This window comes from Deinococcus sp. Leaf326 (assembly GCF_001424185.1).
Taxonomy (GTDB): domain Bacteria; phylum Deinococcota; class Deinococci; order Deinococcales; family Deinococcaceae; genus Deinococcus.
In genome coordinates, this window is sequence record NZ_LMOM01000087.1 from 89,885 (window position 1) to 103,452 (window position 13,568).

Genomic DNA, 13,568 nt, shown 5'->3' on the forward strand with positions numbered 1-13,568 from the left:
TGAAGGTCGCCTGAACCCTGCACGCCTCCTCGCCGCTTGACTTGGAGCGCACTCGAAGGCGTAGCGTTCGGAGGTGCCCACCGTTGCCCCGTGCCCTGCCCCTCTCCCCATCCGTGAAGCGGCGGCTCTGCTGGGCGTGAGTGCCCATACCCTGCGCTACTACGAGCGCGAGGGCCTGCTCGGCGTGCCGCGCGTGGCCGGGGGCAAGCGTCTCTACGGCGAAGCCGAACTGGCGCGGCTGCGCTTCCTGCTGCACCTGCGGGGCACCGGCATGGGCATGGCGGGGCTGCGTGAGTACGTGGCCCTCACCGAGCGGGGCGAGGCGACGGTGGACGCGCGGCGCGAGCTGCTCCTTCGCCACGAGGCAGCGGTCCTCGCGCGGCTCGGCGACCTCCAGGCCGATCTGACCGCCATCCGCCGCAAGATCGCGCTGTATGGCGGCGTCCCCCTTCCTTCCCCCCTTTCTCCGGCACGGCCGGCTCTACAGGAGACCCGATGACTTCCCCCGATCCTTCTAAGGCGACCCACACACGCAAGCTGCGCGACCTCACCGTTTCGGCGCTGGGCCTGGGCTGCATGGGCATGAGCGAGTTCTACGGCGACGCCGACGAGGCCGAGTCCATTCGTACCATCCACCGCGCCCTGGACCTGGGCATCACCTTCCTCGACACAGCCGACATGTACGGCGTGGGCCGCAACGAGGAACTCGTCGGTCGGGCCATCAAGGGCCGCCGCGACGAGGTCGTACTGGCGACCAAGTTCGGCAACATGCGCGGCGAGAACGGCGAATTTCTGGGCATCAGCGGCCGGCCCGAGTACGTGCGCCAGGCCTGTGATGCCAGCCTGAAGCGCCTGGGCGTGGACCACATCGACCTGTACTACCAGCACCGCGTGGATCCGGGCACGCCCATCGAGGACACGGTCGGCGCCATGGCCGAGCTCGTGCAGGCGGGCAAGGTGCGCTACCTGGGGCTGTCCGAGGCGAGCGCCGCGACCATCCGCCGTGCCGACGCCGTTCACCCCATCACGGCCCTCCAGACCGAGTACAGCCTGTGGACCCGCGACCCCGAAGCCGAGATCCTGCCGACCTGCCTCGACCTGGGCGTCGGCTTCGTGCCCTACAGCCCGCTGGGGCGCGGTTTCCTGAGCGGCCAGTTCAAGACTCCCGAGGACTTCGAGCCGGACGATTTCCGCCGCCACAACCCCCGCTTCCAGGGCGAGAACTTCGGCAAGAACCTGGAACTCGTGCAGGCCGTGCAGGACCTCGCCGCCCAGAAGGGGTGCAGTCCCTCGCAGCTCGCCCTGGCGTGGCTCCTCGCGCAGGGTCAGGACATCGTGCCCATTCCCGGCACCAAGCGGGTCAAGTACCTGGAGGACAACGCCGGGGCCATGCAGGTCAGCCTGAGCGGAACCGAACTCGCCCAGCTGGACGCCGTGTTTCCGGTCGGTGCGGCGGTCGGCGACCGCTACCCGAACATGAGCAGCATCGACCGCTGAAGCCGGTCAGCGCTGGGCCGCCAGCGCGTCGGGCGGCGCCGGGGTGGGTTCCTCCGGGCCCAGCATCGCCCGCACGGAGGCGGCCCAGCCCGCGCCGCTCAGGACGCGGTAGTGGTGGGCCCACTGCCAGCGGCGGTAGGCGTCGGCGGCCGCTTCCGGGGTGACGCTGCCCAGCGGGGTCAGTTCGGCGCTTTCCAGGTCCTTCAGGGTCTTGGGACCCCAGGCGAAGGCCACCCGGCCCTGCGCGAGCCAGCGCCGCAGGTCGGCTTCGGCGGGCAGGGCGTACAGGATGACCTCGGGGGTCTGGTCTACTGCCAGCTCCTCGCCCGGTCCCAGGAGCCGCAGGCCTGGAACCTGTCCCTGCAGGTAGGGTCCGACGCCGTTCTCGGCGTACGCCGCTGCTCCGTCGCGCAGGTGCGCGACCGCCTCCTGAGGGTCTAGGCGGGGAAGATCTGCGGCCGTGTTCTGCGTCTGGCCCACGAGGTCCAGCGGCTCGGCTGGGCGCAGGGCCTCGGCGCGCCATTCCAGGCTGGCGCGGCCCCGCCACTCGTTGGTAGCCAGCTCGGCGCCCAGGTCGGCCCCGCCTTCCTGCAGGGTCCCGGCCCCGTGCCGCACGCCCTTGAGGCCGCCCAGCCGGAACTGCAGGCTGTCGCCGCGCTTGCCCACCAGCCGCTGGCCTTCCAGCTCGCCCCGCAGGTGCCACAGCGGCCGGCGGTGGCCCTCGCCGAAGGGTTCGAGCCGCGCCGTCTCGGCGTCGAGTTCTGCCGTGGCCCAGCGAGGGGGCAGCGCGGCGTCGAGGCGCACGGCCGGCACCGGCACCGGAAAGCTCCGGGCGTAGGCGTGCAGGCGGTCCCGTAGTGCGGGGAAGTCGCGTTCGTCCACCGAGAAGCCGGCGGCGGCGGGGTGCCCTCCGTAGCGCTTCAGGAGGTCGCCACTCTCGCGCAGCCCCCCGACCGCGCTGATCCCGGGCGTGCTGCGCACCGAGCCCTTGCCCTGCGCCATGATGTAGACAGGGCGGTAGAACGTTTCGAGCAGCTTGCTCGCCACGATTCCCATCACGCCGGGGTGCCAGTCGGGGTGGGTCAGGACGAGGGCCGGGTCGGCGGGGTCGGCCAGGGCGAGCGCCTGGGCGAACATGTCGTCCTGCAACCTGCGGCGTTCGAGGTTCAGGGTGTCGAGGTACGTCACCAAGCGCTCGGCCTCGGCGGGGCTCGGGGTGATGAGCAGTTCCAGCGCGAGGTCGGCCGCGCCCATGCGTCCGGCGGCGTTCAGGCGCGGCGCGAGCACGAAGGCCACGTCGCGGGCGGTGGGCCGGGGGACCCCGGTGTGCCGCAGCAGGGCGCGCAGGCCGGGCAGCGTGGTGTCCGGCAGCGCCTCCAGCCCGGCCCGCACGAGCGCCCGGTTCTCGCCGACGAGCGGGGCCACGTCGGCGACCGTGCCCAGCGTCGCCAGCGGCGCGAGGTCACGGGGCTCGTCCAGCCCCAGCTCGGCGCGCACCGCCCACAGCAGGTGGTAGGCCACTCCAGCGCCGGTCAGGTTATGTACGCCGGCGTCGAAGCCGTCGGTGAGGTGCGGGTGCACGACCAGACACGCCGGAAAGTCGGGGCCCGGCGCATGGTGGTCAGTGACGATCACGGCCGTACCCGCCTCCAGCAGCGCGCGCACCTCGTCGAGGTTGGTGACGCCGCAGTCCACCGTCACGAGCAGGTCGGCGGCCCCGGCATGTTCCGGCACACGGTCTGGGTGCACCCCGTACCCCTCGTTCAGCCGGTGGGGAATGAAGCCGTGCACGTCGGCCCCCAGGGTGCGCAGGCCCAGCACGAGCACGGCGGTCGCGCTCACGCCGTCGGCGTCGTAGTCGCCGTGAATTCGAATCCGTTGTCCGGCCCGCACCGCCGCCACGATCTGCCGCGCGGCCTCGTAAAGCGCCGGGTTGGGGCTCAGGCGCAGGGGCGCCTCCAGCAGCTCCGGCGTCATGCCGCGCCCGGCAATGACCTGCGCCAGGGCCGGCGAGACGTTCCAGATCCGCATGGTTGCCAGCAGTTCGGCTCGGCTGGCCGGAGGGGAGAGCAGCCAGCGGGGCGGGGGAGGAGTTACGGCGGCCTTCACGCGGTCTCCGTCACGGCCGGCTCGTTCCTGGTGGGAGCCGGGCTGGACTCGGGCGCCGCTACCGGCAGCGCGCCCAGTCGGGCCTGGAGCGTGGCAGTCAGCCGGCCCTCGAGCGCTCGCCGTTCGCGGCGCTCTCGGCGGCGCCGGGCCCCCTGGCGCCACAGCAGCGGCAGCAGCAGCAGGGCCACGAAGGCCCCACCCACCACGACGAACATTCCCATCGCCGCGCCCGTGCCGGTCAGCCACTCGCCGCGTCCGAACGGGAGGGGCAGCCGCACCGGCTGCGGGTTCTCCAGTGCCACCAGCAGCAGGTACCCCGCGAGCACCAGCAGCAACAGCACCTGCACAAAGGGCATCACGCGCATCGGGCCGCAGCATAGAGCATCGCGCCCTGGCCTGGCCGTGCCCAGTCTTATGTGCCAGTAGTGGAAAGATGAACGGTCCACAGGAGAAAATCCCCGGTAGAAAAGAGCCAAAAAAAGAGGCCCCGCTGTGGGGCCTCCGGTTCAGAGGGTAAGGATCAGAAGTAGAACTTCAGGCCGGCCTTGCCGCCGACGTTGAAGCCGCGGGTAGCGGTGTTGGTCGTGCCGTTGGCGTTCGTGGTGTACGCCAGGCCCGTGCCGCGGCCCTTGTTGCTGAGGTAGTAGCGGCCGTTGGCTTCGCCGAAGACGGCGATGCTGTCGGTCACGCGGTACTCGACACCTGCGAGGCCCAGGGCATAGACGTCGGTCGCGTTGCCTGTACCGGCGTTGGTGGTGGTGCCACGCGCCTGGCTGCTGGTGATCCCGAGGCCGGCGCCGACGTACACGCCGAGGTTGCTGCCGGTGTCGAGGTTGTAGGTCAGGGCGGCGTCGGCGTTCACGCCGTTCTGACCGGGCTGGTACTCGGCGGCGATGCGGGCGCCGATGGGCCCGAAGACGCTCTTGGTGCCGATCAGGGCGCCACCGCTCAGGCAGTAGCCGACGGTACCGGCGTTCGCGCTGCGGTTGAAGGGAGCGCGGCACTGCTCGCTGGACGCGACGCCCTTGGCGCCGAGGCTCACGCCGGCGTACAGGTTGCTGGTGTTGGCTACCGTGACGTCGGGGGCGATGTCACCAATGACGACCGTGGTGGGGGCGGTGGTGGTCGGCGTGGTGGTCGTGGGGGTGGTGACGACGGTGGCTGAGGCTCCGGCAGTGCCGGCCGGGCCCTGGGGACCGGTCGGGCCGACAGGACCCTGGGGACCCGCGGGGCCCTGGGGGCCGGCGGGGATGTTGCGGATGGCGGCTTCGAGGGCGTCGATGCGGGCGCTCAGGGCAGCGGTGTCGGCGGTGTCGGTACCGGTCGCCGCCGTGTTGATGCGCTCTTCCAGGGCGGTGATGCGGGCGGCCTGGGCGGCGTTGGCCGTTTCCAGGTCGGTCACGCGGGCGCTGATGGCCGCCAGTTCGGGGGCCACTTCCTGCATGCCGTTCATGACGGTGGTCATGTCGGTCTGGCTCAGGCCACAGTTGCTCAGGGCGCCGCTGGCGAGCAGGCGGTGGAAGATCAACGCGGCCTGGTAGCGGGTCAGGTTCTCGTTGCCACGGAAGGTGCCGTCAGGGAAGCCCTGGATCAGGCCGCACTGCGTGATGCGGTCCACAGCGTCCTTGGCCCAGTGGCCGGCGGGCACGTCGCTGAACTGCGTGACTTGGGCGGTGGTGGCCGGAGCGGGGGTCGTCGCGGGCGCGGTCTGGGCGCTGGCGGCGCCGAGGCCCAGGGCGAGGATGGACGAGATCATGAGGGTGTTACGCATAGCAGACTCCTTTGATCGGAAAAGGGCACAGTTGAGCGCCCGAAACCGACTTTCCTGCCGTCAACGTTAGGCAGACGATATGAGTAAGCTGTGAATTACGGCCCCCCCAGGCATTGTGCTCTGCTTCTCAAAGTCCCAATCTGATCCTGACCCGCTCAGAATGTGCGTCCGGTGTGAAAATAGTCTTGAAACGTGAGAGCAGGAAAAAGCGCCTGAGACGGGAAGAGGCTGGGCGAGATGTGAAAAGCCCATACCTCTTCATGCTCCGAGTTCATGAGGGCGGGTTCATCTTTGGTCGCCTGAATCCTCTGGACCTGGGCATCATCCGGGGCCGAGCGGTCAATGTTGTTTCTCTCGGCGCGCCCATGAGGACTTCGTGTCAGCATGCGGCCATGACCGGCGACTACCTGCTCGACGAATACGAATTCGACCACCTGACCCTCGACCAGCACGGGGCCATCGCGGTCCTGACCGTCAACCGCCCCCAGGCCCTGAACGCCCTGAACGGCGCGCTGCTGGGCGAACTGGCCCAGGTGGCTGACCTCATCGCCGACCATGCCGACATCGGGGTTCTGATCATCACGGGGGGCGGCGACCGGGCCTTCGTGGCCGGGGCGGACATCTCGGAGCTGAGCAGTCTCGACGGCGTGTATGCGGGCCGCGAGCTCTCGCTCTCGGGCCAGGACGTGATGGGCCGCCTGAGTACGCTGCCTATTCCGGTCATCGCCGCCATCAACGGCTTCGCGCTCGGGGGCGGCCTGGAACTGGCGCTCGCGTGCGACGTGCGCGTGGCCTCGCCAGGAGCCAAGCTGGGCCTGCCTGAGGCCTCGCTGGGCCTGATTCCGGGGTTCGGGGGCACGCAGCGTCTGGCCCGCCTGATCGGCGCGGGCCGCGCACTTGATCTGATGCTCACGTCCCGCCAGGTTACGGCCGAGGAGGCGCTCGGCATGGGGCTGGTGAATTACGTGGCGGACGAGCCGCTGCGCCGTGCTCGCGAGGTCGCCGAACAGATGCTGAAAAACGCGCCCATTGCCCTGTCGCTCATCAAGGAAGCGGTACGCCGGGGGCTGGATACCTCGCTCGAAGCGGGTCTGGAGATCGAAGCTGACCTGTTCGGCCTGACGGTCGCCACCAGCGATTTCCGCGAGGGCACAGGCGCCTTCCTGGCCAAGCGCCGCGCCGAATTCAAGGGGGAATGATGGCGGGCGACCAGGAGAGCCGGGGCGTCCATCTGGAGGGCGGCGCCCAGGAGACGCAGCTCTCGCAGACGCAGGAGGCCGGTGCGGGTGCCAGCGGTGAGCGCCACCACGACCCTAAGCTAACCCTGAATGTCTCGGACGGCGCTGTGCGTGAGATGGAGGCGGCCGCGGTTCCGGCGGATGGCCGGGTGGTCGAGTTCACCACGCCGCGCGCCAAACTGATCGAGGAGGCCAGCCGGGCCATCCGCGCCGATCTGCGCGCCTATCCCAGGGCGCTGGCTGCCTACGAGGCCCTGCGCGCCGATCCCGAGGCGCTGGCGCACTGGGACATGGCGAACTACGTGACCATGCGCAAGCTCGGCTACAACGACCACGGCCGCGTGCACGCCTTCATCACGGGGGCGGCCAGCCTGGCGATCACCGAACTGCTGCTGGGCGCCGGGGTGCGCACCGACATTATGGAAAGCGGGGTGGGCGACGCCGAAGACGTGTTCCTGGCGATCATCCTGGGGACCATGCTGCACGACATCGGCAACCAGATTCACCGCGCCGGGCACGAGGCGCACGGGGTGGCGCTGGCCCTGCCGATTCTCGACCGCATCATGGGGCCGCTGTACGCCGATCCCTTCAAGCGGGTCAAGGTGCGGTCCTTCATTCTGGGGGCCATCAACAGCCACGACCTCAGCCCGGCCCCGCTGACCATCGAGGGCGGCATTGTGGCGGTCGCGGACGGCACCGACATCACCAAGGGGCGTGGGCGCAAGGCCTTCGCGCTGGGTAGCGTGGACATCCACTCGATCAGCGCGCTGGCGGTGGACCAGGTGGTTATCGAGCGCGGGCGCAGCAAGCCGGTCCTGATCAGCGTGACGATGAACAACTCCGGTGGCATCTTCCAGGTCGAGGAGGTACTGGCCCCCAAGGTGATCCGCACGCCCATGCGCAACTTCGTGGAACTGCGCGCCGCCATACGGCCGCAGGGCGAGGAGCAGATCCTCTCCCGCGTGCGGCTCGACGGAGACCATTTCGTGATGGACCTGGAGGGCGGCGAAAGCGTACGTGTTGAGGTCGAGGACACCCAGAAGAAGGTCACCGACGCCATCACCCAGAACCTCGGGGTCAGCGCCGAGAGCCGCTAGCGGACCATGGGGCGGGCCCGGGCTGTCTTGACGCCCGGCCCACCCCGTCCTACCCTGGCCTCTGACGCCCGCCTCCCTCCACCCGCACACCCTTCATCCTTGAGAAGCGTGTCGTCTTTTTCATGTTCGGTCAGGGATTTTCTCTAGACTGGGCAGAATGACGGGGGCGATGAGGTACGGACTGGGGGGAGCGGCTGCGCTGGTGCTGCTGGGCGGCGCGTTGGCGATGGGTGTGGCGACGCAGGACAGCGGCGCGCTGGCACCGGGGCTGACGGTGGGCGGTATCCCTGTGGGCGGTCTGACCACCGAGGCGGCCCTGAGCGCGCTGCGGGAGAAAGGCGCCGCGGCGCCGCAGGTGACGGTCACGGCGGCCGACAAGACCTGGACCCTCGCGGCCGACAAGCTCGGCTGGCAGGCCGACGCCGAGGCGAGCCTGCGCCCCGCGCAGCAGCTCTCGCAGGAGCGCGGCGTGGTCGAAAAGCTCCAGAACATGATCGGGCAGCAGGCCACACGCGACTTTCCGCTCGTCGTGAAGGTGGACCCGGAGGCCGCGCGCGCGACCCTCAAGGCGCTCACCGGCGGCCTGAACACCCAGCCCAAGCCCGCGACGGTGGGCTTCGACGCCAAGACCCGCCGTTACGCCGTCCTGACCAAGGACACGCCGGGCCGCAAGGCCGACATTGACGCGGCTGTGAGCGCCTACGCCGCCGACCCCGCGCAGACGGCCGTGAAGGTGCCAGTCGCCGAGTGGAAGGCCAACAACTCGGCCGAGAAGCTCCAGGGCTACGCCGACCTGGGCAACCGTCTCATGCGCCCGCTGAGCGCCACGCTGGAGGGCACTGACCGCAAGGGCACCCTCACGGCCCTCCAGGTGGCCGACCTGTTCTGGGTGCGGCCCGAAGGCATCGTCCTTGACGACAAGACCATCGGCGCGGCCTTCACGCTCCTGAGCACGGCGGTGGACCAGCCCGCGCAGAACGCCCGCTACGCCACCCAGGGCGGCAAGCTCGTGCGCGTGCCCGAGAAGGCGGGGCGCGTGGCCGACCGCGCGGCGGCGCTCGCGGCCCTGCGCAAGGCCATCACGGACCCGGCGAGCAGCAGCGTCGTCTTCGCCTCCAAGGTCAGCCAGCCCACCCTGACGGCCGCGGCGCTGCCCGACCCGACCAAACTCGAGCTCATCACGACCGGGTACAGCACGTACTACGGCAGCAGCCCCGAACGCCGCGCGAATGTCGCCAACGCGGCGGCCAAGATCAACGGCGCCGTGGTGCCGGCAAGCGGGATCTTCAGCTTCCTCCAGTCGCTGGGCAGCATCACGCCCGACAACGGCTTTGTCGGCGGCCTGATCATCTCGGGTGGACGCACGGTGGACGGTCTGGGCGGCGGCGTATGCCAGGTGAGCACCACGACCTTCCGCGCGCTGTACCAGGCGGGACTGCCGGTCGTCGAGCGCAGCCAGCACTCCTACCGCGTGGGCTACTACGAGCCGCAGGTGGGGTTCGAGGCGGCCGTGTACGACCCCGGCGTCGACCTCAAGATGAAGAACGACACCGGCGCGCCCCTGCTCATCCGCACCGTGAACAACGACGCGCGCAGCACCCTGGAAGTGCAGGTGTGGGGCATTAAACCCGAGCGCAGCGTGTCGGTGAGCAAGGCGACCATCCTCTCGCGTACGCCGCACCCGGCCCCGCAGTACGTCACCAACGCCCGGCTGCGCCCCGGCACCACCAAGCAGGTGGATTGGGCTGCCGACGGCTACAACCTGTTCATCACCCGCACGATCAAGGACGCTTCGGGAACCCGCACCGACAAGGTGAGTACGGTCTACAAGCCCTGGCGCGCGGTGTACGAGGTCGGCCCGAGCTGAGGCCATAGGGAAAGGAGGGGCCACTGGACAGCCTGCCGCGCCGCGCGCGCCGCCCCGCTACACTCGCCCCATATGCAGACGCTGGTGGACGAGATCAGGGCGCAGGGCATCATCCTGCCGGGGGGCTTTCTGAAAGTGGACGGGCTGGTCAACCACCAGCTTCTGCCGGCCCTGACGCGTGAGATGGGCCGGGAGTTCGCGCGTCACTTCGCGCCCCTGTCGCCCAGCAAGATCCTGACCATCGAGGTGAGCGGCATCGCGCCCGCGCTGGCGACCGCGATGGAACTCGGGATTCCGATGGTGTACGCCCGCAAGAAAAAGCCCCTGACCATGAAGGAGCCCGCCTACACGGCCCAGTCGGTGAGCCGCACCAAGGGCGGCACGGTGGACCTGTTCGTGAGCAGCGAGTTTCTGGGAGCGGGCGACCGGGTCATCATCATCGACGACTTCCTGGCCTCGGGCGGCACGGTCCGTTCTCTGACGGACATCATCGGCCAGAGCGGGGCGACGCTACTAGGCCTGGGCTGCGTGATCGAGAAGGAATTCGAGCACGGGCGTGACCGTCTCGCCGACCTCGAAATTCCGATCCATACCCTCGCCAACATCGTCCGCATGAGTGAGGCCGAGGGCATCGTGGTGGAGGTGGGCCGCTGACGGGAGCCGTCTCTAAAGGCGAGGTCAGGGCCGGCTGAAGAGGCCTTGGGCCGCGCCTCAAGAGCCGTGCGGGAGCGGGGGCCAGGCTGGGAATCCTAAGGAGCTTCTTGCCATGACCCGTCCTCCGAACCCCGCCGCCGACCTCATCCCCGACCAGCGTGCCCGCGTCAACGTGGCGAGCTATGAGACCTACGCCGCCGCGCAGCGCGCCGTAGACTTTCGTGGGCGAGGGCCTCCAGACCATCGAACAGGTCACGGGCCGCCTCGACTGGGGCCGCGCCGCCGGGCTGGGGCTGGGGCAGGGTATGGGCATGGGCCTGTTCATCGGCCTGATCTTCGCGGCGCTGGGACTGGGCCAGGGCAGCTTTATCGGTCTGGTGGCCTACGGCGTGGTCATCGGCGGCATCTTCGGGGTGGTGTGGGGCCTCATCGGCTACGCACTGTCGGGCGGGCGGCGCGACTTCACGAGCATCGGTGGGATGCGCGCTCGCGAGTACCTGCTGCTCACCGACCCCGAGGTTGCCGAGTCGGCCAGAGCGCTGCTGAGCGAACTGCCGAGCCGCTGAGTCCGGACAGGTCCTGCCTCGCGTCCTAGCGCCCGTTTGGGTAGCATGGCGGCAATGACACAACCGGGTATCGAGCTTCAGGAACTCATCGCCGAGATGGAGGCGCGCCGCCGCAGGGTCGAGGAAGGCGGCGGCCCCGAACGCCAGAACAAGCAGCGCCTGGGGGGCAAGCTCACCGCCCGCGAGCGGATTGACGCGCTGCTCGACCCTGACAGTTTTCTGGAACTGGGCACCTTTGCCCAGCACCAGGGCGGGCGGCTCATGCAGGGGGTCGAGGCCCCTGGTGAGGGCGTGGTGACGGGGCGCGGCACCATCCACGGGCGGCAGGTGTTCGTATTCAGCCAGGATTTCACGGTACTGGGCGGGTCGCTGGGCAAGATGAACGCCGCGAAGATCACCAAGATCATGGACCTCGCAGCCAAGACGGGCTGCCCGGTCATCGGCCTGAACGACAGCGCGGGCGCCCGCATCCAGGAGGGCGTGGACAGTCTCTCGGGTTACGGCGAGATCTTCTACCGCAACGCGGTGTACTCGGGCGCGGTCCCGCAGATCAGCGCGATTCTGGGGCCGTGCGCGGGCGGCGCCGTGTATAGCCCGGCGCTGACCGACTTCATCCTGATGAGCGGGGGCAGCAGTTACATGTTCATTACCGGCCCCGAGGTCATCAAGTCGGTGACGCGTGAGGAAGTGACCTTCGACGCCCTGGGCGGCGCAGACGTGCATACCCGCAAGTCGGGCGTGGCGCACCTGTCCTACGACGGCGACGCGGCGGTGCTGGCCGGCGTGCGTGACCTGCTCTCGTACCTGCCCCAGAACGCCCGCGAGCAGCCCCCGGTGGTGCCCACGAACGACCCTGTGGACCGCCGCAACGACAAGCTGCTGGAGATCGTGACGCCCGACCAGCGCCGGCCCTACGCCATGCACGAGGTCATTCACGAACTCGTGGACGACGGCACCTTTCTGGAGATTCAGCCGCACTGGGCCAGAAACATCCTGTGCGGTTTCGCGCGGCTGGGGGGCCACAGCGTAGGCATCGTCGCCAACAACCCGCGCGTCATGGCGGGCACACTGAACATCGACGCCTCGGACAAGGCCGCACGTTTCATCCGGACCTGCGACTGCTACAACGTGCCGGTGCTGACGCTGGTGGACGTGACCGGGTTCCTGCCCGGCGTGGCGCAGGAACATGCGGGCATCATCCGGCACGGCGCCAAGATGCTGTACGCCTACGCCGAGGCGACGGTGCCCAAGGTCACGCTGATCACCCGCAAGAGCTACGGCGGGGCGTATCTCGCCATGAACAGCCGTGATATGGGCGCGGACGCCGTGTACGCTTGGCCCACCGCCGCCGTCGCCGTGATGGGCGCCGAGGGGGCCGCCAATATCGTGTACCGCCGCGACATCCAGAACGCCGAGAACCCAGAGGCCATGCGTGCCCAGAAGATCGCCGACTACAAGGACGCCTTTGACAACCCCTACGTGGCGGCGGGCAAGGGTTATATCGACGACGTGATCCCGATGGAGGAGACCCGGCGTGTCCTGATCCAGTCGTTCGAGATGCTGCGGGACAAGCAGGAGGCCCGCCCCTACAAGAAGCACGGCAACATTCCCCTGTAGGCGTGGGGCGAGGCGCGCATGAGGGAACGCGCAGCACTTCCTGTCCTAGCTGCGGTCTCACTGCGGTAAGGGGCGGGCCTACACTCCGGACATGCAGATCATGCGCGCCGCCCTCGCGTCCTTCGCAGGCAGGAGACGCCGAGTTCTTCACGTGCCGGGTCCGGATTGATCCCCTGTATCCGGCTCAGGCTCCGTCCCAGATGGCCGGTAACTCCGTGACCTTCGAGCTGGGCGCCCGGACGGCGTGGCACACGCATCCGCTGGGGCAGGTGCTCATCGTCACCGCCGGCCTGGGCTGGGTGGGGCGCGAGGGCGGCGAGGTCGAGACGGTCCGCCCCGGCGACGTGGTGCGCTTTGACCCCGGCGAGAAGCAATGGCACGGGGCGACGGCCACCACCGCCCTGACCCACATCGCCCTTCAGGAAGCGCAGGACGGCCGAGCGGGGGTGTGGCTCGAACAGGTGAGCGCCGAGGCGTACCGGGCGGGCCACGGCGAGTAACACGTGCACCTTTTCATGGCCGTTTCTTGAGCCGCTGCCCAGCCTTTGTGGCCGTCCCGGCGCTATGGTCCGGACATGACTCAGTCTCCCGCCCAGCGGACCTACGCCAAGCCCAGCGACACTGAACTGCGCGAGCGCCTCACGCCCATCCAGTACCAGGTGACGCAGCACGAGGGCACCGAGCGCGCGTTTACCGGCGAACACTGGGACACGGACGAGGACGGCATCTATGTGGACGTGGTGTCGGGCGAGCCCCTGTTCTCCAGCAAGGACAAGTACGACGCGGGCTGCGGCTGGCCCAGCTTCACGCGGCCCCTCAAGGACGTGTCGCTCACCGAGAACACCGACTACAAGATCGGTTACGCCCGCACCGAGGTGCGCTCGCGCGGCGTCGATTCCCACCTGGGCCACGTGTTTCCCGACGGCCCGCAGGAGGAAGGCGGCCTGCGCTACTGCATCAACTCGGCGTCGCTGCGCTTCGTACCGGCGGCCCAGCTTGAAGCTGAGGGCTACGGCGAGTACGCCGCCCTGTTCCGCTGACCGGGCCGCTCCGCTGAAGTGCTCCAGGGATTGATACCGGCTGGGCCGTCCTTCTGGGGCGGCCCGCCCTGTGTTGGTCCGGTGTTGGTCGGCGCAGTGTCAGTTGGCTCAG

13 protein-coding genes are annotated in these 13,568 nt (G+C 69.3%); 10 read left to right on the forward strand and 3 right to left on the reverse strand.

The window, feature by feature from the left end:
• Window positions 1–73: 73 nt before the first annotated feature.
• Together ASF71_RS21080 and ASF71_RS21085 are read left to right on the forward strand one after the other, a co-directional pair.
• Entirely contained in the window at window positions 74–499 is a 426-nt protein-coding gene (locus ASF71_RS21080) for a MerR family transcriptional regulator (RefSeq protein WP_082506280.1), read from the forward strand.
• On the forward strand, window positions 496–1,497 hold the full coding sequence (locus ASF71_RS21085) for an aldo/keto reductase (protein WP_056303786.1): 1,002 nt from the start codon (window positions 496–498) through the stop codon (window positions 1,495–1,497). The genes ASF71_RS21080 and ASF71_RS21085 overlap by 4 nt, the downstream gene beginning before the upstream one ends.
• Before the next feature lie 6 nt (window positions 1,498–1,503).
• On the opposite strand, the gene ASF71_RS21090 is transcribed toward ASF71_RS21085, so the two are convergent.
• From ASF71_RS21090 to ASF71_RS21100, 3 genes are all read right to left on the reverse strand, one after another.
• Complete coding sequence (locus ASF71_RS21090; RefSeq protein WP_082506291.1) at window positions 1,504–3,528, reverse strand: DHH family phosphoesterase; 2,025 nt, start codon at window positions 3,526–3,528, stop codon at window positions 1,504–1,506.
• 74 nt (window positions 3,529–3,602) lie between these two features.
• Complete coding sequence (locus ASF71_RS21095; RefSeq protein ID WP_056303790.1) at window positions 3,603–3,971, reverse strand: hypothetical protein; 369 nt, start codon at window positions 3,969–3,971, stop codon at window positions 3,603–3,605.
• A gap of 155 nt (window positions 3,972–4,126) precedes the next feature.
• A complete protein-coding gene (locus ASF71_RS21100; RefSeq protein ID WP_056303792.1) occupies window positions 4,127–5,377 on the reverse strand; it encodes an outer membrane protein in 1,251 nt (416 codons plus the stop codon).
• Between the two features lie 392 nt (window positions 5,378–5,769).
• Here ASF71_RS21100 and ASF71_RS21105 point away from each other — a divergent pair, with 392 nt between their 5' ends.
• The 8 genes from ASF71_RS21105 to msrB all read left to right on the forward strand — a co-directional run bounded on the left by ASF71_RS21105 (window position 5,770) and on the right by msrB (window position 13,456).
• On the forward strand, window positions 5,770–6,576 hold the full coding sequence (locus ASF71_RS21105; protein WP_056303794.1) for an enoyl-CoA hydratase/isomerase family protein: 807 nt from the start codon (window positions 5,770–5,772) through the stop codon (window positions 6,574–6,576).
• A gap of 155 nt (window positions 6,577–6,731) precedes the next feature.
• The gene (locus ASF71_RS21110; protein WP_235514677.1) at window positions 6,732–7,712 is read left to right on the forward strand and encodes a phosphohydrolase; all 981 of its coding nucleotides are present in this window, start codon (window positions 6,732–6,734) and stop codon (window positions 7,710–7,712) included.
• A 157-nt stretch (window positions 7,713–7,869) separates the two neighbouring features.
• Window positions 7,870–9,579, forward strand: coding sequence for a VanW family protein (locus tag ASF71_RS21115; RefSeq protein ID WP_235514666.1), 1,710 nt, complete (start codon window positions 7,870–7,872; stop codon window positions 9,577–9,579).
• Window positions 9,580–9,651: 72 nt separating this feature from the next.
• On the forward strand, window positions 9,652–10,233 hold the full coding sequence (gene xpt / locus ASF71_RS21120; RefSeq protein WP_056303798.1) for a xanthine phosphoribosyltransferase: 582 nt from the start codon (window positions 9,652–9,654) through the stop codon (window positions 10,231–10,233).
• 221 nt (window positions 10,234–10,454) lie between these two features.
• Complete coding sequence (locus ASF71_RS21125; protein WP_235514667.1) at window positions 10,455–10,799, forward strand: glycine zipper family protein; 345 nt, start codon at window positions 10,455–10,457, stop codon at window positions 10,797–10,799.
• A gap of 54 nt (window positions 10,800–10,853) precedes the next feature.
• Complete coding sequence (locus ASF71_RS21130; protein ID WP_056303800.1) at window positions 10,854–12,416, forward strand: acyl-CoA carboxylase subunit beta; 1,563 nt, start codon at window positions 10,854–10,856, stop codon at window positions 12,414–12,416.
• Between the two features lie 200 nt (window positions 12,417–12,616).
• On the forward strand, window positions 12,617–12,916 hold the full coding sequence (locus tag ASF71_RS21135) for a cupin domain-containing protein (protein WP_082506281.1): 300 nt from the start codon (window positions 12,617–12,619) through the stop codon (window positions 12,914–12,916).
• 75 nt (window positions 12,917–12,991) lie between these two features.
• The gene (msrB, locus tag ASF71_RS21140; protein ID WP_056303801.1) at window positions 12,992–13,456 is read left to right on the forward strand and encodes a peptide-methionine (R)-S-oxide reductase MsrB; all 465 of its coding nucleotides are present in this window, start codon (window positions 12,992–12,994) and stop codon (window positions 13,454–13,456) included.
• The last annotated feature ends 112 nt before the right edge of the window (window positions 13,457–13,568 follow it).